The following is a 22,140-nucleotide window of genomic DNA, read 5'->3' as shown; positions in this document are numbered from 1 at the left end:
ATGCGAGGAAAATTTTATATACTCGTCTTCTTCTACTTAATTGGATATTTGCCAACAACGATTAGTTTTATATTGTTAGTTTTATGTATATATTTATTTTTTTCTTATCTAAAACAGCGACAACTGTTGTTGGCTTTATCTATTACCTTCTTTATGATCTCCTCATTACATTCCCCAAAGGCTGAAAACTTATTTGTAATAGACAGTGAACAACATTATGAGGGTGAGGTGCGGGTTGTTTCAGATGTAGACGAAACGGATTATTATAGACAATATACATTGGAGCTGGAACAAGGTTATAAGGTTCAAGCACGTTTTAATGATGACTCTCCAATTCTTAAGTATGGATCAACTTGTAAGTTAAAAGGGCAAATTGTTCCTCCTCGACCAGCTACAAATCCAGGTCAATTTGATTACAGCGAGTTTCTAAAGAAACAAGGAGTAATCGGTCTATCTTACAACCCTCAAATATCTGACTGTCATTCTGCTTCGATTTTGTCATACCTATTTTCCGTAAGGCATTTTTTAGTTGCACAATTAGAAACACACTATACTGATCAAACAATTGCTTGGTTAAAGGCATTAATCTTCGGTGATCGTTCTTATATTTCAGATGAAGTTTTGAATGCTTTTCAATTTTGGAACATATCCCATCTATTAGCGATATCAGGTTTACATGTCGGTTTTTTTATCGGATTTTTATATGTAATTTCACACTATATATTCAAACTTCCAAATGAGTCTATAAAGTGGTTCATAATAGTTATAATCCCATTTTATATCGTGATAGCAGGTGCTAACCCGCCCGTTTTAAGAGCTGGGTTCATGGCTCTAATCATTTTACTTGGTTCAATGTTTCATAAAAGGTTGGATACAACAGATGTCATTTCCGTAGTCCTATTATTAATTTTATGGTTTGACCCCTACTTGGTATACCAGCTTGCCTTTCAGTTTTCATTCATCGTTACATTATCCTTAGTCTTGTCTAAAAACTTCTTGAAGCGTGATCATTGGTTGCTAATTTCTTTGAAAGTTAGTTTAATTAGTCAATTAGCGATTTTACCCATTCAATTTGAACATTTCTACTTCACAAATGTATTATCATTTTTAGCAAATTTAATATTTGTTCCTTATTACACTTTCTTCGCTATACCTGTAAGTTTGGTTTTAGTAGTAGCGGTTATATTTCCTTACAATGTGTCTAAATTAATTGAAATAGTATACTTGAATGTTCAAGAAGTTGTTCATTCAATGGTTGTACGCTTTGGCGAGCCAGATTTAGCGATATGGATCGTTGGAGAAGTAAGCTTAATAACAGTTGTTACGTTTTATTTATTCTTACTTTTAATGATGCGAGCGTGGGGTTTAAACAAATTGAAAGCAGCCGCTTTATTTGGCAGTCTGGCGATCAGTGTGTTTTTTATCGAGCAATACGCTACATTTTTTGATTCAACTTACAAAATAACGATGCTCGATGTCGGGCAAGCAGAAGCAATTGTTATTGAACTTCCAAATAGACGAGGGGTATTTGTAGTCGATGTAGGTGAAGAAGTCATCTATCCTTTTGATGGCGATCATGATCGCAACTATACAAGTATAATAAAACCTTATTTATGGTCTAATGGGATTCGTAACATTGATGCGTTATTTATTAGCCATTTTGATTTTGATCACGTTGCATCTGCTCAGTTACTAATCGATGAGTTTAACCCGAACTATATATTTTCACACCCGTTTATAGAGGAACAAGAATACTTAGATGAAGAAAGCATGGAGCAATTGATCCCGATTTATGAAGGTGTCAACCTTGAGTTAGCAGGTGCGAAAATGTTTGTAATGGCACCGGCAAATTCCGATGAGTTCCTTTTGAAAAGTGAAAATGAACGTTCTAATGTGTTTATTTTAGAGTATGACGGTCACCAAACCTTATTTACTGGTGATACTTATGAATCAGTAGAGGTTGATGTTGCTCGAAGATATGACTTAAGTGAAGTGGACTTACTAAAAATCGCCCATCATGGAAGTGATACTTCTTCTAATAAGGAATTTTTAAATGCTGTAGGCGCTGAAGTTGCGATTATTTCAGCCGGACGAAATAATCGATACAACCATCCAACCCCTTTAGTTTATGAACGGTTGTTAACAGAAGGGTATGAAGTTTATAGAACGGATGAGCATGGAGCTATTAAGGTTAAAATTGAAGGTGGACAAGGTACGATAAAGCCATTTATTCCATAATATAAAATAGAAAAAGGGACTAAATAATTAGCCCCTTCCTACATGACACGATCATTCAATTAGTTTGCAAACAGTGTGAAAATCGTACCAATTGCAAAGATTGTAAAGAAGAAAATGAACGAGAAGCCAAAACCTTTAATGGAATCAACTACATCATTGTTTTTGGACTGTACATCCTGTTCGAATTCGTTCACAACCATCCCTCCTAAATCACTATCAGTATAAGCGATTCGATCAAAAAAATCTATATTTTTTGATGAATGTCAAAAAGTTGTGGAAAACCACGATCACGTTAATTGTAAAGACTTAACAGCCATAAACAATTTGTTTATACACACAATAAGTATAACACCAAACGTCGCTAAAGACAAAACTTCCCGGGGATTTGTTTTTAGCGTTTATATAGATACTGGGAGGAGCCGAAATTGGTTCCTCTCTTTAAATTTTTGTGTACGCAAATCGAAATGTCTATGTTGTCTTGTGATTTTCTTAAAATCAGTATACGATAAAACAAGAAGGAGGACAATTCATGCATGCACAACAATTAATTAAGCAAAACATAAAACATGTTTCACCTATATATTTATTGTTTGGTGAGGAACCATATTTTATACAAAAAGTAAAAGAACGGATAATTGAATCAGTCAAAAAGAATAAAGATCCAGAACCTGATATCCAAACTTATGATATGGAAACTGTAACAGTTCAAGAAGCCATTCACGATGTAGAAACATTCCCATTCTTCAGTGAACATAAGATTGTCGTAGTTAATCGGGCGAGCTTTTTAACTGGCCAAACGAAGAGCGATATAGAGCATGATATTAATGCATTAGAAGAATATATAAGCCAACCAACTGATTTCTCAACGTTCATTATTGTTGCCCCTTATGAAAAATTAGACCAACGCAAAAAGATCGTTAAAACCATAAAAGAGCATAGCGAATTAGTGGATTGTTCACCGCCTAGTGTTAACGATATGCAAGACATGTTAAAAACGATGGCAAAACAACACAATTTAAGTCTTTCAAATGAAGTGATCGAATTAATGACAGAACGTATTGGTGATCATTTAGATGCTTTACAAAAGGAATTAATTAAGTTGTCTCTTTATTTTGGAGAGCAAGAGGTAACAGTTCATGAGGCTGAGCAGTTAATTAGTACATATGCAGAAACCAGTTCCTTTTCACTAATTGACGCTTTGGTGCAAAATCAACTAGGACAAGCCTTGAACATTTTAAAGGAATTAAAGAAACAGAACGAAGAACCAATAGCATTGCTAGCACTTGTCACTTCACAAGTTCGGTTAATCTTGCAATGTAAACTGTTGAAGAAAAAAGGGTACCAACAGCAACATATGGCTAAGCAAATTAAAGCACATCCTTATGCTGTGAAGATGGCTTCTAAACGGGAGCGGTTTTTCTCGGAAGATGCACTGAAACAAATTATTATTGAAGGTACTAACACTGACGAGAAGTTAAAGACAGGCCAGATGGATAAATGGTTAGCGTTAGAAATGTATTTAAAAGTGATTTCTACCCAACTAAATTTGTCTACAACAAGGTAGCTCAAAAAAAAGGCTGTTCCCATAAGTCAATTACATGACTTTGTGGGGACAGCCTTTTTCATTAAAAATTAATTAGTTAGCAATTTTGTTAACTTTAGTTGTTAAGCTACTCTTCTTACGGTCACCGTTATTTTTATGAACAATGCCACGTTGAACAGCTTTGTCGATTTTGCTTACTGCTGTTTTTAGAAGATCTTGTGCTGCAGAAGCATCGTTTTGCTTAACTGCTGTTTCAACACTCTTAACAGCACTGCGCATATCTGAACGTACAATTTGGTTACGCTCACGCTTATCTTGGTTTACACGAATTCGTTTTACCGCTTGTGGGTTATTTGCCATTTCCTTTCACCTCCTGATGAATCTGTCCTATACAATAGTTCGTTTCTATCTTGGACAAAAGTCATTTTATCAAAGCACTGACTAGTTTTCAATAGTTTGGTGTCAAGAAGCCTCGCTTGTCGTTTAAATTATAACATATTGGAAACGCTAATTTTAGATAGGAGGTATGAAAATGACAGAAAAATTTGTTGGACCACGTACTGACTTAGCAGTAGAAGCAAGGGAAATGTTTATAGAGAGAAACCCTGATAAAAAGGAAGAACTAGATGGCATTATTATAAAGGAATACCAAGAAGAGGATGTTAAGCTAACAAGGGTAAAAATTGATGAAGAAGGTAGTGAACGTGTCGGGAAAAGTGCAGGACATTACATTACCATTGAATCACAAAAGTTAAGAGATCTGGATTATAAGTTTGAGAAGAAAATTGCAACAATTTTAGGTGCAGAAATTGAAAGATTAATTAAAATGCATGATATCCACCCAGATGCGAATTGCTTAATTGTTGGATTGGGTAATGATTATGTAACGCCTGATGCGTTAGGGCCACAAGCTTTAAAAAAAGCGTATATTACTCAACATTTATTCAAGTTACAACCAGAAACAGTCGAGAAAGGCTTTAGACCTGTCTCAGCTTTCACACCAGGTGTGATGGGACTTACCGGAATTGAAACGAGTGATTTAATTTTTGGTGCGGTTAAAGAGACGAAGCCTGATTTTATTATTGTCATTGATGCTTTGGCAGCTAGGTCAGTTGATCGGGTTAATACAACTGTTCAATTATCTGACACGGGCATTCATCCAGGTTCAGGTGTAGGTAATGATCGTAAAGAAGTGAGTGAAAAAACGTTAGAAGTACCTGTTTTCTCAATCGGGATTCCAACAGTAGTCGATGCCGTTACAATCACAGCAGATACGATTGATTATATTTTGAAACACTTCGGTAGAGAAATGCGAGAGGGTGATCAGGCGAGTAAAGCGCTAACACCTGTAGGTATGACATTTGGTGAACGAGTAGAACTGACAGATAAAGATTTACCAGATGACGAATCGAAAGAAAAATACTTAGGTGTAGTCGGATCACTGTCAGAAGATGAAAAAAGACAATTAATCCGTGAAGTATTAAGCCCAATTGGTCATAACTTAATGGTAACGCCTAAAGAAGTTGACGATGTTATTGATCACATGAGTAAACTCGTTGCATCTGGCATAAACCAAGGCTTGCACTCACATATTAAACAAGAAAACGTTCGAGATTTTCTTAATTAATTAGTTCTACCTTTTCAACTATTTGAATAAAGTTTTAATAGAACTTTAATAGAAGGGTTGAAAAGGTCATGAATAAACTTAATTTTAATCATAACAAAGTTAAACAATTAAAACGAAACCCGTTTCTCATGTTTATCATTTTATTTTTATGTGTATGGATGTTAATTCCTTTATTCTCCAAAAACTTCTCAGAAGCATCAACGAACATTCTTCAAGGCTGGGTGAATGAAATCGATGGTGCTTCTTTTTCGTATTTAATGACAGTAGACCAACCCATAATGTCGGGTGTATTGGACCAACAAGAAGAACCGTTAACATTTTCGAGCGTGATTATACCTGCCATTACAGATTTACCTTATCAAGATTTAAGAATGTTGTTTGGTCACGAATTGCCAAATTTTCCTGGTCAAGATAGCACAATTGTTATCGCTGGAAGTGGGACGAACTATTTTACAACTTCAATTGAATCAGCCCCACCAGAGTACATTTTTGAAGCGGAAGACGAAGTGGAAGTCAATGAAGAACGCCAGGTAGAGGATTACGAAAACCAATCTGTTTTTATTTATAATGCACATAACAGAGAAGCCTTTCTACCATACATGGACGAAGGGACGAGTGCTCATGAAGCCTTTAGTCATACAGAGAACGTTGTTGATTTAAGTCTTAACCTCCAACGTATGTTAGGTGAGTATGGTATAGAATCACATGTTGATCAAACCGATCATTACCAAGTACTACAGCAAGAAGATTTAGCTTATGCTGATTCATATAACGTAGCAAGACGAGTATTAGAGCAATCAATTGAAGAGAATGATGATATAGAGTATTTTGTCGACATACACCGTGATGCTCAACCACATCACATTACAACAACCGAGATTAATGGACAGTCAGTTGCCAAACTAATGTTTATCGTTGGAGGTAACCATGAAAACTACGATGGGAACTTACGATTCGCAGCTGAATTACATCAAATGTTAGAAGAAAGGTACCCAACCTTGAGTCGAGGTGTTGAAGTTAAGCAAGGTCCAAGAACAAATGGGGTGTTTAACCAAGATATAGATGATCAGAAAATTTTATTAGAAGTTGGTGGAGTAGATAACAACTTTGAAGAGTTAAACCGTAGTCTTGAAAAATTTGCAGAGGTCTTTGCTGAATATTATCAAAATCAAAATAATTAAAGGAAGGGGTTGGATTTCTTGAGATTAATCGGATGGGCAGTTGTTATATTTATCATTTTTCAGTTGGGTGTAGAGTTTGGCCAAACAGAGGATCAAGTTGCAGTAATTCAACAAGAAGAACAATTGGCAGAGCAAGAAACAGACTCCTTCTCAGAAAGGCATGAGCGAATTATTCAAGACCAAGAAATAAAAGAAAATCAAACGGGGCTTTATTCTATTGCTTCTGTAATTGAAACTTATGTTAAAAATATCTTTACTTTTCTATTTCATATCTTTCATAGGTTAGCCGCGACCTTTGGTTTATGATAGATATTTAATAAATCGATGTAACTATAATTGAATAAAATGCTCGGTATTGCTATAATCGAGCTAGCGAATGGACGTGACAGGAGTGGTAAATTTTGACTAATAAAAGACAAGAAAACATTCGAAATTTCTCGATTATAGCTCATATCGACCATGGAAAGTCGACTTTAGCGGATCGAATACTAGAAAAAACGAAAGCATTAACAGACCGTGAGATGAAAGATCAGTACTTAGATGCGATGGATTTGGAACGTGAACGTGGAATTACGATTAAACTAAATTCTGTGCAGCTTGAGTACGAAGCAAGTGACGGGGAAGATTATATCTTTCATTTAATTGACACCCCAGGCCACGTCGACTTTACATATGAAGTATCACGTAGCTTAGCAGCTTGTGAAGGGGCTATTTTAGTTGTAGACGCTGCTCAGGGGATAGAAGCTCAAACGTTAGCGAACGTCTATTTAGCGCTTGATAATGATTTAGAAATTATTCCAGTCATTAATAAGATTGATCTACCAAGTGCAGATGTGGATCGAGTTAAACAAGAAATCGAAGACGTCATTGGCATCGATGGTGATGAAGCCATTTTAGCTTCAGCTAAAGATGGTAAAGGGATTGACGAAATTATGGAACGTATTGTCACAGACATCCCAGCACCTGAAGGTAATCAAGAAGACCCAACAAAAGCGTTGATCTTTGATTCCTTGTATGACTCTTACCGTGGTGTCATAGCGTATACATGTATTAAAGAAGGTTCCCTTAAAATTGGCGATAAGATTAAGATGATGCAAACTGATAAAGAATTTGAAATTAATGAGTTAGGCGTTTTCACACCTAATCCAGTGAAAAAGAAAGAGTTATCTGTAGGTGACGTTGGCTTTTTAACAGCTTCTATTAAAAATGTTAAACATACTCGTGTTGGTGATACTATTACATTAGCTAAGAACCCAGCTGATGAGCCATTGCCAGGTTATCGTCGTCTAAACCCTATGGTATATTGTGGGCTGTTCCCTGTAAGTGCTGATGACTATAACGATTTACGTGATGCTTTAGAACGCCTAGAATTAAATGACTCATCATTGCAGTATGAAGCAGAAACGTCTCAAGCATTAGGGTTTGGCTTCCGTTGTGGATTTCTAGGACTATTACACATGGAGATTATTCAAGAGCGTATCGAGCGTGAATTTAATATTCAACTGATTACGACAGCACCTAGTGTAATTTATGAAGTTGAGATGAGTGATGATGAAGTAATTGAAATTGAAAACCCATCACTTATGCCTGAGACTCAGCAAATTAAAGAAGTCCGCGAACCATTTGTAACAGCATCTGTTATGGTCCCAAACGAATATGTTGGTCCTGTTATGGAAATCTGTCAAAAGAAACGTGGCGAGTATTCTGATATGCAGTATATGGATGAAAACCGTGTCAACATTGTATATGATATTCCGCTATCAGAGATTGTATATGATTTCTTTGATCGATTGAAATCACAGACAAAAGGATATGCATCTTTTGATTATGAGTTAAGTGGTTATAAACCTTCTGACTTAGTTAAAATGGATATTCTATTAAATGGTGAAACGATTGATGCGTTATCATTTATTGTGCATCGAGACTTCGCTTACCATCGAGGAAAGCAAATAGCAGAAAAGCTAAAAAATTTAATTCCAAGACAGCAGTTTGAAGTACCTGTTCAAGCAGCAATTGGTAATAAAATTATTGCTCGTACGACAATTAAGGCTATGCGTAAAAACGTTCTATCAAAATGTTACGGGGGTGACATTACTCGTAAACGTAAGTTGTTAGAGAAGCAAAAAGAAGGTAAACAACGTATGAAGATGGTAGGAAAAGTGGAAGTGCCTCAAGAAGCCTTTATGTCAGTATTAGAGATGGATGATGACCAAAATTAATTTAAAAAGGGCCGGCCGATTAAGGTCTGCCCTTTTATCTGTTTAAAAGAATGATTTTAGTGAGAGAAGGGATTATATGAGTGTACAAGCTGTTTATATACACATTCCGTTTTGTCATGAAATATGTCATTACTGTGATTTTGCGAAGATGTATTATCATGAAGGGATTGCTGATTCGTACTTAAACTCTTTAAATGAAGAGATAAGTATGTATATAAAAGATGAACCTGTTTCGGTCAGAACGATCTATATTGGTGGAGGGACGCCAACTAGTTTGAACGAGAATCAATTAGAGAAGCTTTTCCAAACCATTTCGAACTACTTTAACATTGAAAAGGTTGAAGAGTTCACGATTGAAGCAAACCCTGGGGAGTTTCATGAAGGGCATGTGAAGTTGATGGCTCAATATGGGATTAATCGTGTTTCATTAGGGGTACAAGTTTTAGACAATGACTACCTAAAAGAAATGAACCGAATTCATACTGTTGATGATGTTGAACGCTCGGTACAATTGTTACAACAATATGGATTAACTAACATTAGCATGGACTTTATTTATGCCTTACCGAGTCAAACGTTGGAACATTTTGAAACAACGCTAAAGAAAGCTTTATCTTTTGATTTACCACACTATTCTTCATATGCATTACAAATTGAGCCTAAAACCGTTTTTTATATGCGGTATCAAAAAGGGAAACTATCAAAACCGAAAGAAGAAGTTGAAGCACAAATGTTCCATTCTTTAGTTAACCTTATGGAAGAACAAGGGTTGCAGCATTATGAAGTAAGTAATTTTTCAAAGCCTGGTTATGAAAGTAAACACAATTTAACATATTGGGATAATGTGCCATATTATGCTTTTGGTGCAGGTGCACATGGTTACTTAAATGGTGAGCGTTATGTCAATTTAAGACCCGTTAATCATTATGAAGATCGAATCAAACAAGGTTTAAAACCTGTTTTACATTCAGAGATAGTCACATTAAAAGAACAAGTAGAAGAAGAGATGTTTTTAGGGTTACGTAGGAAATCTGGAGTGTCGGATCACCATTTCAAAGAACGATACCGTTTTTCTTTCTTTGACCTTTATCAAGAGGAGATTGATTATTTAGTTAACAAGGAGTGGATCGTACAGCGTGGAGATACGATTTCAATGACTCATGACGGTATGTTGTTCGGTAATGATGTTTTTGCCTCATTTCTTATAAATGATGATGTTTGGAATAAGAAGTTTCCAATTGACAGTCATTCATGATTTTGATAATTTATAAATAGAATTAGCACTCGTTAAAGGTGAGTGCTAACAGGGGTGATGCATATGCTTACAGAACGTCAAGCATTGGTTTTGAAAGTTATTATTGATGAATTTATTGAGACAGCACAGCCAATTGGTTCGCGAAACATTGCGAAAAGAGAAGATGTTGCATACAGCCCAGCTACCATTCGCAATGACATGGCCGATTTGGAGGATGAAGGTTTTCTTTCGAAGACACATAGTTCATCAGGTCGTATTCCTTCAGAAAAGGGATATCGATTTTATGTTGATCATATGATGTCGCCACTACAGTTATCAAGTGATGAAGTGCGTCTAGTTCAATCTCAATTTGATGATCGAATGATTGAGATGGAAAAAGTCATGCAAAACTCTGCTCATATCTTATCAGAGCTAACACAGTACACAACGTTAGTACTTGGGCCAGAGGTGTATGAAACAAAGCTTAAGCAGTTGCAAATTGTTCCCATTAATAAACAGTCAGCTATTGCGATCTTAGTAACCGATACTGGTCATGTGGAGCATCGCTCATTTGCTGTCCCATCAGAAATCGATCACTCTGATTTAGAAAAGGTTGTCAATATATTAAATGAGAAGTTAGTGGGTGTGCCAATCATTTATTTAGATCGAATGATTGAAACTGAAGTGATCGACTTAATCAATCGGTATACTTCAAACTTCCAAAAGTCATATGACTTAATACAGAAAGCTTTGTTTAACCATCAAACGACTAGTTTATATGTCAGTGGTAAATCAAATATATTAATGCAACCAGAATTTAATGATATTGAAAAGGCACGCTCTTTATTTAATGTAATGGAGAGTGAAGACCAAATCGCCCCGATCTTAAAAACTAACCAAGAAGGATTAAAAATTTCAATCGGTCATGAAAATGAAATGGAAGTGATGAACAATTGCACACTCATCACAGCTACCTATACTTTAGGTGAAAACCAAATAGGTACTATTGCATTACTCGGACCAACACGAATGGAATATGCTAAAGCTGTGTCATTGTTAGATTTATGGTCTAATCATATGAGCCAATCACTTTATAGATGGTTTAATGATTAAAAATGAGGGAACAATGTTTCTAGGTTTGTGAACCTTTGCTAATGACTTGGCGAATTTCTACAAATTTGCCAAGTTTATTTAGCGTCAGGGTTTTGTTTTAACAATTAAAATGATATATTTAACAATTGGTGAAAGAAACGTATGAGTAGGGGGTGACAGTAATGAATGAACAAAACAAAGGTCATGAAGATTTAACAGAAGATGTAGTAAATGATGAATATATGGAAGATCAAGAGTCAGACTCTGTTAATGATGAGACGGTCGAGCAACATTCAGATGAAGTTGAAGGCGAAGCAGATGAACAACTATCTGAACTTGAAGAAATCAAACAAGAGAAAGAGGCCTTGCAAGATAAGTTAGCAAGACTTCAAGCTGATTTCGATAACTTCCGCCGTCGTACAAAGAAAGAGAAAGAAGCTGACTTAAAGTATAAATCTCAAGACATAGCAAACGACTTAATTCCTGTTCTTGATAACTTTGAACGTGCTTTACAAGTAGAAGTTAATGATGAAAGCACGAATTCATTTGCTGAAGGATTGGAAATGGTATATAACCAATTTAGGCAAGCTTTAGAGCAACATGGAATTGAGGAAGTTGAAGCAGATGGTGTTCAATTTGATCCACAAAAACACCAAGCTGTCATGCAGGTTAGTGAAGAAGGTTATGAATCTAATCAAGTAATTGAAGTATTACAAAAAGGATATCAACTAAAAGATCGCGTTATTAGACCAGCTATGGTTAAAGTAAACGAATAAAAAGGATATAAAAGGAGGAGCTTACTTATGAGTAAAATTATTGGTATTGACTTAGGTACAACAAACTCATGTGTAGCAGTAATGGAGGGTGGCGAATCAAAAGTTATTCCTAACCCTGAAGGTAATCGTACAACACCATCAGTTGTAGCATTTAAAAATGGTGAACGCCAGGTTGGTGAAGTGGCTAAACGCCAAGCAATCACAAACCCTAATACAATTCAATCAGTTAAACGTCATATGGGTACAGATTATAAGGTTGAAATTGAAGGTAAAGAGTACACACCTCAAGAAGTTTCAGCTATTATCTTACAACATATTAAATCATATGCAGAAGATTACCTAGGCGAAGAAGTATCAAAAGCTGTTATTACAGTTCCAGCTTACTTCAACGACTCAGAGCGTCAAGCAACTAAAGATGCTGGTAAAATTGCAGGTTTAGAAGTTGAGCGTATCATTAACGAACCAACTGCAGCTGCTTTAGCATATGGTATTGATCAAGACCAAGATCAAACAGTATTAGTATATGACCTTGGTGGTGGTACATTTGACGTATCCATTTTAGACATTGGTGAAGGAACATTTGAAGTAGTTGCGACTGCAGGTGACAATAAACTTGGTGGTGATGACTTTGACCAAGTAATTATTGACCATATGGTTGCAGAGTTCAAAAAAGAAAATGGAATTGACTTATCACAAGATAAGATGGCTTTACAGCGCTTAAAAGAAGCGGCTGAAAAAGCTAAAAAAGACTTATCAGGTGTAGCGCAAACACAAATCTCACTACCATTCATTACAGCTGGAGATGCTGGTCCACTTCACTTAGAGATGAATTTAACTCGTGCTAAGTTTGAAGAAGTAGCTTCAGAACTAGTAGAGCGTACAATGGGGCCTACTCGTCGTGCTCTTAAAGATGCTGATATGTCACCATCTGAAATTGATCAAGCAATTCTAGTAGGTGGTTCAACACGTATTCCAGCAGTACAAGAAGCAATCCAAAAAGAAATTGGAAAAGATCCTTCAAAAGGTGTTAACCCTGATGAAGTAGTAGCTCTAGGTGCTGCGATTCAAGGTGGAGTACTACAAGGTGATGTTAAAGACGTTGTCCTTCTAGACGTAACACCACTATCATTAGGTATTGAAACAATGGGTGGCGTGTCTACGAAATTAATCGAACGTAATACAACGATCCCAACTAGTCAATCACAAGTATTCTCGACGGCGGCTGATAACCAACCATCTGTTGATATTCACGTATTACAAGGTGAACGTGAAATGGCAGCGGATAACAAAACGTTGGGTCGCTTCCAGTTAACAGACATTCCACCAGCACCACGTGGAGTACCACAAATCGAAGTTAAGTTCGACATTGATGCGAATGGTATCGTAAACGTAAGTGCAAAAGACTTAGGTACGAATAAAGAACAATCTATTACTATTAAGTCTTCTTCAGGTCTATCAGAAGAAGAAGTAGAAGAAATGGTTAAGCAAGCTGAAGAAAATGCTGAAGAGGATAAGAAGCGTCGTGAAGAAGTTGAACTTCGTAACGAAGCTGACCAGTTAATTTTCACAACAGATAAGACAATTGGTGACCTTGGTGAAGCTGTCACTGAAGAAGAAAAGCAAAAAGCTGAAACAGCAAAAGAAGAGCTTCAAACGGCATTAGAAGGCGAAGACTTAGATGCAATTAAAGAAAAGAAAGAAGCTTTAGAACAAGAAGTTCAAAACTTATCAGTTAAAATGTATGAGCAAGCTCAACAACAAGCTCAGCAAGCACAAGAAGGTGGCGAAGGCCAGTCAGAAGATGACAATGTTGTAGATGCTGAGTATGAAGAAGTTAACGAAGACGATCAGAAGAAGTAAGTCTGATTAAACTGCTTTTAAGTTCAAAGTCAAAGTCAAGAATATCTTACCCTTGGCTTTGGCTTTCTTTATGAGTTCTGAAATGGGTTTAACTATTTGTGGATAATTGCAGTTAATATAATAAAAATGTTATGATAAACTTTATGCGAGAAGATACGGGAGTGTGGTCTTCAATTGAGTAAACGAGACTATTATGAGGTATTAGGTGTATCAAAAGATGCCTCAAAAGATGAAATTAAAAAAGCTTATAGAAAATTAGCAAGACAGTATCACCCAGACGTTAGCGAGGAAGAAAACGCTGGTGATAAATTTAAAGAAGTAAAAGAAGCTTATGAAACGCTAAGCAGTGATCAAAAACGTCAACAATATGATCGGTTTGGTCACGCAGGAGCACAGCAAGGCCAAGGATTTGGTGGTGGAGCTGAAGGCTTCGGCGACTTTGGTGATATTTTTGATATGTTCTTCGGTGGCGGAGGGCGTAGAGACCCTAACGCACCAAGACAAGGTCAAGACCTTCAATATACAATGGAAATTGATTTTGAAGAAGCTGTATTTGGTAAAGAAACGACTATTTATATTCCGAAAGAAGAATCGTGTGAAACATGTGATGGTTCAGGTGCGAAGCCTGGGTCTAATGTGACGACTTGTTCACATTGTAATGGTGCAGGACAAATGAATGTTGAACAAAATACACCGTTTGGACGTGTAGTTAATAGAAGAGTTTGTAACCATTGTTCAGGAACAGGCCAATTCGTAGAAGATAAATGTTCTACATGTGGTGGCGCAGGAAATGTAAAAAGACGCAAAAACATTGATATTCGAATTCCTGGTGGTATAGAAGACGGCCAGCAAATTAGAGTTTCTGGTCAAGGTGGTCCAGGAGAAAATGGAGGTCCTCCAGGCGATCTATTTGTCGTTGTACGTGTTAAGCGACATGAGTTCTTTGAACGTGATGGAGACGACATTTTGTGTGAAATTCCAATTACTTTTACACAAGCAGCTTTAGGTGATGAACTTGAAGTTCCAACTGTACACGGACGTGTTAAATTAAAAATACCAGCTGGAACACAAACAGGTACACATTTTAGATTAAAAGGTAAAGGTGCACCAAATGTTCACGGTTACGGTCAAGGTGATCAGCATATTTTAGTTAAAGTGATGGTTCCTAAAAACTTAACTGATCAACAAAAAGAATTATTAAGAGAATTCCATGAACAAAGTGGTGAAGACTCTTTAGATGAACAACAAGATAATTTATTTAAACGCTTTAAACGGGCATTTAAAGGTGAATAATATATTGAAGTGAGTTGATGGTACGTGAAATGGTCTGAAATAAAAATTCATACGACTACGGAAGCAGTAGAACCGGTGTCGAATATTTTACACGAGTCAGGTGCTAGCGGTGTCGTTATAGAAGATCGCCAAGATTTATTCCAAGAACGTTCAACACTATACGGAACAATTTATGACTTAGACCCAAGCAATTACCCTGAAGAAGGGGTATATATTAAAGCTTACTTACCAGTCAATAGTTTTTTAGGGGAAACAGTTGAAGAAATAAAAGAAGCAATTAATAATTTAGTGACATTCGATATTGATATCGGGAAAAATAATGTCACGATCTCAGAAGTTAATGAAGAAGAGTGGGCGACAGCTTGGAAAAAGTACTATAAACCTGTGAAAATCTCTGAAAAAATTACAATAATACCAACATGGGAAGACTATGAGCCAGTTAATAGTGACGAAATTATTATTGAATTAGATCCGGGTATGGCTTTTGGAACAGGTACACACCCTACAACTGTACTTAGTCTACAAGCGTTAGAGCGTTATGTATCAAGTGGTGATCAAGTTATTGATGTTGGCTCAGGTTCAGGTGTTCTTTCTATTGCATCAGCATTACTTGGTGCTAACAACGTTCGAGCATATGACTTGGATGAAGTAGCCGTTAAAAGCTCTACAATTAACGTTAAGTTAAATAAAGTGCAAGAACTTGTAACTTCAGAAAAAAATGACCTGTTAGTTGGGATTACAGAACAAGCTGATGTAATTGTTTCAAATATTTTAGCTGAAATTATCGTACAAACTACTGGTGATGCTTTTAATTTAGTGAAGCCTGGCGGTTATTTCATTACTTCGGGAATCATTAAAGGTAAAAAAGAGTTAGTCAAAGATGATTTAGAAGCCAAAGGTTTTAACATACTAGAAGTAAACCAAATGGAAGACTGGATTTCGATCATCGCACAGAAGCCTGAGTAATGAGGGATTAACATGCAACGGTATTTTATATCGGAAGACTTATGGAACTTGAATGATAATAAAGTTTTAATTTCTGGTGAAGATTTTCATCACATTGTTAATGTTATGAGAAAAAATCCAGGAAGTCAGTTTATATGTTGTCACCCTTCAGAGCAAAGTTATCTCGTAGAAATCACAGAGATCAATAATGATGAACATGTTATTCATTGTCTCGTAATTGAACAACTTGATGAGAATAGAGAACTACCTGTTTATGTAACGTTAGCTCAAGGCTTACCTAAAGGTGATAAGTTAGACCTAGTGGTTCAAAAGGCGACTGAATTAGGCGTAAGAGAATTTGTTCCGTTGAAGATGGATCGTTCCATTGTGAAATGGGATGACAAAAAAGCAAAAAAGAAACTGCAAAGACTTGAAAAAATCGCAAAAGAAGCGAGCGAACAATCTCACAGGCAAGCTATTCCAACAATTACTAATGTTGAAACGATCCATTCACTTCTCAAGCGCGAAACTTTTGATAAAATATTAATTGCTAGTGAATATGAAGCAAAAGGAGAAAATCAAGGTACTGAGTCTTTTTCTGAATTACTAAAAGAAATTGACGATAATGATCGTATACTTGTCATCATTGGACCAGAGGGTGGTATTTCAGAAGGAGAGCTACAATATTCCTTATCCAATCAAGCTGTTCCAATCCGTTTAGGACCAAGAATATTACGTACAGAGACAGCTCCTTTATACGTTTTATCGATTTTATCCTTTTATTTGGAAGAATGGAGGTGAGAATGTGACGACAGTTGCATTTCATACTTTAGGTTGTAAAGTGAACCATTATGAAACAGAAGCGATTTGGCATTTCTTTAAAGAACACGATTATGAACGTGTTGATTTCAATCAAAGCTCAGACGTCTATGTTATTAATACGTGTACAGTAACGAATACTGGCGATAAAAAAAGCCGCCAAGTCATCCGTCGTGCTATTAGAAAGAATCCTGATGCTGTCATATGTGTAACAGGTTGTTATGCCCAAACTTCACCTGGTGAAATTATGCAAATTCCTGGTGTTGATATTGTTGTAGGTACACAAGACCGTCGTAAAATGCTTGAGTACATAGAGCAATATAAAAAGGAAAGAGAACCAATTAATGGGGTTAGTAACATTATGAAGACACGTTCATTTGAAGAAATGGACGTTCCATCATTCACGGATCGTACAAGGGCTTCACTTAAAATTCAAGAAGGCTGTAATAACTTTTGTACGTTCTGTATTATTCCGTGGGCAAGAGGGTTAATGCGGTCTAGACCACCTGAAGATGTTGTGAATCAAGCACAACAACTTGTTGATGCAGGTTATAAGGAAATCGTCTTAACAGGGATTCACACAGGTGGTTATGGTGAAGATTTGAAAGACTATAACTTAGCAGCATTACTTCGTGATTTAGATGACAAGGTTGTAGGTTTAAAACGTATTAGAATTTCATCGATTGAAGCTAGTCAAATTACAGATGAAGTAATAGAAGTGTTAGATCAGTCTGATAAAATCGTTAGACACTTGCATATTCCAATGCAGGCAGGATCTGATACAGTATTAAAAAGAATGCGTCGTAAATATACGATGGAGTTTTACCATAGTCGTATTGAAAAAGTAAAACAAGCATTACCTGGCTTAGCAATTACTTCAGATGTCATTGTTGGTTTCCCAGGTGAAACAGACGAAGAGTTTATGGAAACGTATCGTTCTATACAAGAAATTGGGTTTTCAGAACTTCACGTATTCCCTTACTCAATGAGAACAGGAACACCTGCTGCTCGTATGAAAGACCAAATTGATGATGAAACGAAAAACGATCGTGTCCATCGATTAATTGAACTTTCAGACCAGCAAGCTAAAGAGTATTCATCTCTATATGAAGGTGAAGTATTAGAAGTCATCCCTGAAGAACCGTATAAAAAAGATCCTGATAGTGGTTTATATGAAGGTTATTCAGACAATTATTTGAAAGTCGTATTTGAGTGTCCACCAGAATTAGTCGGCGAAATTGTAAGAGTTAAAATAACGAAAGCGGGCTATCCCTATAATGAAGGGCAGTTTGTTCGTGCCATGACAGAAGAATCAAGTCATCAAGCGGTTTAGTATATTTTAATACTTGGCTTAAACATAAGGAGAGATAACAATGGGACAAAATTTAGCTAGCATGATTGATCACACACAATTAAAACCAGAAACACAAACTGAAAAGATTAATCACATTTGTCAGGAAGCAAAAGAAAATAAATTTGCTTCAGTATGTGTTAATCCAACATGGGTTGCACATTGCTATGAATTACTAAAAGAAACAGATGTTAAAGTATGTACGGTGATTGGTTTTCCATTAGGGGCTACAACTCCAGAAACGAAAGCTTTTGAAACGAAGCAAGCGATCGAAAATGGTGCAACAGAAGTGGATATGGTGATCAACATCGGTTCATTAAAAGATGGTCAATATGAAGAAGTGGAAAGAGATATTAAAGCAGTTGTAACTGAAGCTGAAAATAAAGCACTTGTTAAAGTGATTATTGAAACATCATTACTAACTCAAGATGAGAAAGTAAAAGCATGCGAAATTGCGAAAAAAGCAGGTGCTGATTTTGTTAAAACTTCAACAGGCTTCTCAGGTGGCGGTGCAACGGTAGAAGATATTCGCTTAATGCGTTTAACTGTTGGCCCTGAGATGGGTGTTAAAGCTTCAGGTGGAGTGAAAGACCTAGATGATGCAAACGCTATGATCGACGCAGGCGCAACACGAATTGGTGCTTCTTCCGGAGTACAAATTGTAAATGGTGAAACTTCTACATCTGATTACTAAAGTCTTAAATTAAGGCTGTTCCAATTAGTCATTCGACTTTTTGGAACAGCTTTTTTAGGTTCTTAAATCACTTTTATCTTTATGAATAAACGTAATAAATTTACAAAATGGTGATAAAAGAAGTAAGAAAATAACGCCTGTTACAACATTATATAAAATAGAAATAAAGACAATTTGTTGTTCAGGGTTTGACGTTAACCACGTGGTGAGTTGTATTAATGGATCTCTAAAAATAGCAGGTAATGCAATAATCGCCCCTAATACATTAATCCAGATGTGTGCGTAAGCTGTAATTTTTGCATAGAAAGGTTGGCTAATTGAAACGATTAAAATTGTAATACAAGTTCCTATATTTATACCTAATAGTAAATAATAAATATGAGATAGTGGAATTAATCCATCCGTTGAAAAACTCATTAAAAGTCCAGTTACAGTGGTTGAGGATTGAATAACTGTCGTTAACATAAACCCTAATAACATTAGATGAAATGTTGATTGCTGTTCAACACCCATTAATTGTTCGATATGTTGTGTTGGAATAACACTAGCTAAATTTTCTAATCCATACAGGGCAGAGAAAATGACCCCTAAACCAAAAGATATAACACCAGCTGAAAACCATAAATAGTGTTGTAAAGGGATTGCAATTAAAAGTATTCCAGCAATTAAACAAAACCACATAAGGTCCAAATTGTTCCATACAAATAATTGAACGGTAAAGGTTGTCCCTATATTAGCGCCAATCAAATAACATATTGCGAATTTTAAAGACCTTCTCATCGTTGCCATAAACGTGATGAGGAGTGCAATTGAAGCAGAGCTACTTTGAAGTAAAGCTGTGATCAATAAGCCTGCTAACAAGCCATTTAGTGGAGAAAGTTTAGGTGTGAACTGCTTAATATGTGTGTATGTTAATGTTTGAAACCCAATTCGCATTAAAACGATCCCGAATATAAATATTGCAATGAAAACAAAAATCAATAAAGTAAGTGAATACATAACCAACACCTCAATTCATCATATGTTATTAAGGACAAGTCATGCGTAAAACATTGACCAATTGGCAAATGTTTAATATAATAAGCAAAGATGTGTTATAGCACATTTGTTTTAGCGTTTTATTTGGAGGGAGGGTAGAGCATGTCAAATTCAACTCGCGTTAGAAAGAATGAGTCTATTGAGGATGCTCTTCGACGCTTTAGACGTTCGGTTTCAAAGAGCGGCACGCTATCAGAGTATCGTAAGCGTGAATTTTATGAAAAGCCGAGCGAACGTCGTAAGAAGAAGTCAGAAGCTGCAAGAAAGCGTAAAAAGTAAAAAGAGGTGTAGTTTTTAATGTCTTTGCTTGATCGTTTGAACGAAGATATGAAACAAGCTATGAGAAACAAGGAAAAAGAAAAGCTTACAGTCATTCGTGCGATTAAATCTTCATTGCAAAATGAAGCTATCAAGAAGAACGAAGAGCTCACTGAAGATGATGAGCTACAAGTTCTAACTCGTGAAGTAAAGCAAAGAAAAGACTCCCTCCAAGAGTTCAAGGCTGCTAGTCGTGAAGATTTAGTTGAGAAAACGGAGCGGGAATTAGCTCTTATTGAGACATATTTACCTAAGCAGTTATCAGACGAAGAATTGCATCAAATTATTGAAGAAACGATTCAAGAAGTTGGTGCTACGGCAAAACAACAAATGGGGCAAGTGATGAGTGCTGTTATGCCAAAGGTTAAAGGGAAAACAGACGGCTCAAAAGTAAACCAATTTGTTTTGAAACAATTGCAATAAGGTAGAGGAAGATAGGTGCTTTGCATTTCAATGTTCACATCGTATATACGTATTCATATACAGATGTCATTGGTTTGCTTAGCACTTATTTTTTAATTAAATTTAATGTAAGAATAGTGCAACTATTCAAGGTGAAGGGAGGTTACATAAGGTGAAAAGAATTGTCTATCTTGTTGTGATCTTTGCTTTGTCATTTATATGGTTAAACCAACAACCAATTGAGGCCGAAAATGATCCATCATCTTCTCTCGTTTATATCGTCCCTGTAGAAGAAGAGGTTGAACGTGGTTTGGCAGCATTTATGGATCGAAGTATTCAGGAAGCGGAAGAGAACTTTGCTGACCACATTATATTTGAAGTCGATACTCCAGGTGGTAGAGTTGATTCAGCAAACGAAATAGCAGGACTATTATCAGCTGTCAATATTCCAACAACTGCTTATGTGAAAAGTCAAGCTTTATCAGCAGGCTCATACATATCACTGATGGCTGATGATATTTATATGAATACAAATGGAACAATCGGTGCATCAGGAGTTGTGACAGGAGATGGGTCAGCTGCAGATTCAAAAGCGCAATCGGCATGGGTTTCTGCAATGGTAGCAGCGGCTGAAAGAAATGATCGAGATCCTCTATATGCTCGAGCAATGGCAGATGACACAATTGACCTTAGTGAGTATAATGCTGGTCCTGGAGAGTTTTTAACTTTGTCTCCTAATCAAGCTTATGAAGTAGGTTATGCTGAAGGTGTTGTTAATAGTAGAGATGAAGTGTTGGAACACTTAGGATATGAAAATGCACATGTAGTAGAGACTCAACCTACTTTGTCTGAAAATATTGCAAGGTTTGTAACAAGTCCAATTGTAATACCGATCTTATTATCTATTGCAAGTTTAGGACTAATTGTAGAATTATACTCGCCAGGTTTTGGAATTCCTGGTATTATGGGAGTATCGTCATTAATTCTTTTCTTTTATGGGCATTTAATCGCAGGTTTTGCTGGTCACGAAGCGATGATCCTATTGCTTACGGGATTAGTACTCATCATACTCGAAATATTCTTCCCAAGTGGTGTGTTTGGGATTATCGGTGGTGGAGCTATACTAGGGGCTATGCTTGTGTCAGGTGCTGATATGGGGCATATGGCATTGAGTATTGGCATTTCATTATTGTTAGCCTTTGTATTGGCGTTTTTCCTATTTAAGAAATTGGATACAAATCGTGGTTTATTTAAGTATTTAGTACTAAAAGACCAAACGAGTAATGAGTTAGGTTATGTTTCTAATGAAAACCGTAGTGATTTAGTAGGAATGGAAGGTCAAGCACTTACTTTCTTAAGACCATCGGGAACTGCACTATTTGGTGATGAAAGAATAGATGTTGTTTCAGAAGGCGGTTTTATTGAACGAAACCACCCCGTTAAAATTGTAAAGGTAGAAGGTTCTCGGATTGTCGTTCGAGAATTGATTAATAAAGAAGAAAATTAGGAG

The 22,140-nt window shown here is 36.3% G+C and carries 21 protein-coding genes; 18 read left to right on the top strand and 3 right to left on the bottom strand.

What is annotated here, in order from left to right:
* The gene (locus J2R98_RS04425; RefSeq protein WP_307066470.1) at positions 1–2,238 is read left to right on the top strand and encodes a DNA internalization-related competence protein ComEC/Rec2; all 2,238 of its coding nucleotides are present in this window, start codon (positions 1–3) and stop codon (positions 2,236–2,238) included.
* 59 nt (positions 2,239–2,297) lie between these two features.
* On the opposite strand, the gene J2R98_RS04420 is transcribed toward J2R98_RS04425, so the two are convergent.
* Positions 2,298–2,432: a YqzM family protein gene (locus J2R98_RS04420; protein WP_029425287.1), complete on the bottom strand. Its 135-nt coding sequence runs from the start codon at positions 2,430–2,432 to the stop codon at positions 2,298–2,300.
* 335 nt (positions 2,433–2,767) lie between these two features.
* Between J2R98_RS04420 and holA the strand changes: the two genes are divergently transcribed.
* A complete protein-coding gene (gene holA, locus J2R98_RS04415; RefSeq protein ID WP_307066467.1) occupies positions 2,768–3,802 on the top strand; it encodes a DNA polymerase III subunit delta in 1,035 nt (344 codons plus the stop codon).
* 72 nt (positions 3,803–3,874) lie between these two features.
* On the opposite strand, the gene rpsT is transcribed toward holA, so the two are convergent.
* Positions 3,875–4,141, bottom strand: a complete 267-nt coding sequence (rpsT, locus tag J2R98_RS04410; RefSeq protein WP_307066465.1) for a 30S ribosomal protein S20 — start codon at positions 4,139–4,141, stop codon at positions 3,875–3,877.
* Between the two features lie 172 nt (positions 4,142–4,313).
* Here rpsT and gpr point away from each other — a divergent pair, with 172 nt between their 5' ends.
* The 13 genes from gpr (at position 4,314) to deoC (ending at position 18,872) form a co-directional block, all read left to right on the top strand.
* Positions 4,314–5,408, top strand: coding sequence for a GPR endopeptidase (gpr, locus tag J2R98_RS04405; protein ID WP_307066463.1), 1,095 nt, complete (start codon positions 4,314–4,316; stop codon positions 5,406–5,408).
* Positions 5,409–5,476: 68 nt separating this feature from the next.
* Positions 5,477–6,589 carry a stage II sporulation protein P gene (gene spoIIP / locus J2R98_RS04400; RefSeq protein WP_307066461.1) on the top strand — a complete coding sequence of 371 codons (1,113 nt, stop codon included), beginning with the start codon at positions 5,477–5,479 and terminating at the stop codon, positions 6,587–6,589.
* An 18-nt stretch (positions 6,590–6,607) separates the two neighbouring features.
* Positions 6,608–6,895, top strand: a complete 288-nt coding sequence (locus J2R98_RS04395) for a hypothetical protein (RefSeq protein ID WP_307066459.1) — start codon at positions 6,608–6,610, stop codon at positions 6,893–6,895.
* 95 nt (positions 6,896–6,990) lie between these two features.
* Positions 6,991–8,808: a translation elongation factor 4 gene (lepA, locus tag J2R98_RS04390; protein ID WP_307066458.1), complete on the top strand. Its 1,818-nt coding sequence runs from the start codon at positions 6,991–6,993 to the stop codon at positions 8,806–8,808.
* A 76-nt stretch (positions 8,809–8,884) separates the two neighbouring features.
* The gene (hemW, locus tag J2R98_RS04385) at positions 8,885–10,063 is read left to right on the top strand and encodes a radical SAM family heme chaperone HemW (RefSeq protein WP_307066456.1); all 1,179 of its coding nucleotides are present in this window, start codon (positions 8,885–8,887) and stop codon (positions 10,061–10,063) included.
* A gap of 63 nt (positions 10,064–10,126) precedes the next feature.
* Positions 10,127–11,155 carry a heat-inducible transcriptional repressor HrcA gene (gene hrcA, locus J2R98_RS04380; protein WP_307066454.1) on the top strand — a complete coding sequence of 343 codons (1,029 nt, stop codon included), beginning with the start codon at positions 10,127–10,129 and terminating at the stop codon, positions 11,153–11,155.
* A gap of 161 nt (positions 11,156–11,316) precedes the next feature.
* Positions 11,317–11,910 carry a nucleotide exchange factor GrpE gene (grpE, locus tag J2R98_RS04375; protein WP_307066452.1) on the top strand — a complete coding sequence of 198 codons (594 nt, stop codon included), beginning with the start codon at positions 11,317–11,319 and terminating at the stop codon, positions 11,908–11,910.
* Between the two features lie 27 nt (positions 11,911–11,937).
* Positions 11,938–13,770 carry a molecular chaperone DnaK gene (dnaK, locus tag J2R98_RS04370; RefSeq protein ID WP_307066449.1) on the top strand — a complete coding sequence of 611 codons (1,833 nt, stop codon included), beginning with the start codon at positions 11,938–11,940 and terminating at the stop codon, positions 13,768–13,770.
* 174 nt (positions 13,771–13,944) lie between these two features.
* Positions 13,945–15,063, top strand: coding sequence for a molecular chaperone DnaJ (dnaJ, locus tag J2R98_RS04365; protein ID WP_307066447.1), 1,119 nt, complete (start codon positions 13,945–13,947; stop codon positions 15,061–15,063).
* A 24-nt stretch (positions 15,064–15,087) separates the two neighbouring features.
* Positions 15,088–16,029: a 50S ribosomal protein L11 methyltransferase gene (gene prmA, locus J2R98_RS04360; RefSeq protein WP_307066445.1), complete on the top strand. Its 942-nt coding sequence runs from the start codon at positions 15,088–15,090 to the stop codon at positions 16,027–16,029.
* A 12-nt stretch (positions 16,030–16,041) separates the two neighbouring features.
* Positions 16,042–16,809, top strand: a complete 768-nt coding sequence (locus J2R98_RS04355; RefSeq protein WP_307066443.1) for a 16S rRNA (uracil(1498)-N(3))-methyltransferase — start codon at positions 16,042–16,044, stop codon at positions 16,807–16,809.
* 4 nt (positions 16,810–16,813) lie between these two features.
* Complete coding sequence (gene mtaB / locus J2R98_RS04350) at positions 16,814–18,160, top strand: tRNA (N(6)-L-threonylcarbamoyladenosine(37)-C(2))-methylthiotransferase MtaB (protein WP_307066441.1); 1,347 nt, start codon at positions 16,814–16,816, stop codon at positions 18,158–18,160.
* Between the two features lie 40 nt (positions 18,161–18,200).
* Entirely contained in the window at positions 18,201–18,872 is a 672-nt protein-coding gene (gene deoC / locus J2R98_RS04345; protein WP_307066439.1) for a deoxyribose-phosphate aldolase, read from the top strand.
* 54 nt (positions 18,873–18,926) lie between these two features.
* Here deoC and J2R98_RS04340 read toward each other — a convergent pair whose 3' ends face one another.
* The gene (locus J2R98_RS04340; RefSeq protein WP_307066438.1) at positions 18,927–19,871 is read right to left on the bottom strand and encodes a Na/Pi symporter; all 945 of its coding nucleotides are present in this window, start codon (positions 19,869–19,871) and stop codon (positions 18,927–18,929) included.
* A 141-nt stretch (positions 19,872–20,012) separates the two neighbouring features.
* On the opposite strand from J2R98_RS04340, the gene rpsU reads away from it, so the two are divergent.
* The 3 genes from rpsU (at position 20,013) to J2R98_RS04325 (ending at position 22,137) form a co-directional block, all read left to right on the top strand.
* Positions 20,013–20,189, top strand: coding sequence for a 30S ribosomal protein S21 (gene rpsU / locus J2R98_RS04335; RefSeq protein WP_017186148.1), 177 nt, complete (start codon positions 20,013–20,015; stop codon positions 20,187–20,189).
* A gap of 18 nt (positions 20,190–20,207) precedes the next feature.
* Positions 20,208–20,651: a GatB/YqeY domain-containing protein gene (locus J2R98_RS04330; RefSeq protein WP_307066435.1), complete on the top strand. Its 444-nt coding sequence runs from the start codon at positions 20,208–20,210 to the stop codon at positions 20,649–20,651.
* A 151-nt stretch (positions 20,652–20,802) separates the two neighbouring features.
* Positions 20,803–22,137 (top strand): NfeD family protein, encoded by a 1,335-nt coding sequence (locus tag J2R98_RS04325; protein ID WP_307066433.1) that lies wholly within the window; start codon positions 20,803–20,805, stop codon positions 22,135–22,137.
* Positions 22,138–22,140: the final 3 nt, after the last annotated feature.

This window comes from Alkalibacillus filiformis (assembly GCF_030814115.1).
In the GTDB taxonomy this organism is placed as follows: Bacteria; Bacillota; Bacilli; order Bacillales; family Alkalibacillaceae; genus Alkalibacillus; species Alkalibacillus filiformis.
The sequence above is the reverse complement of the archived record's forward strand: the minus strand, read 5'-3'. Positions and strand labels throughout refer to the sequence as shown.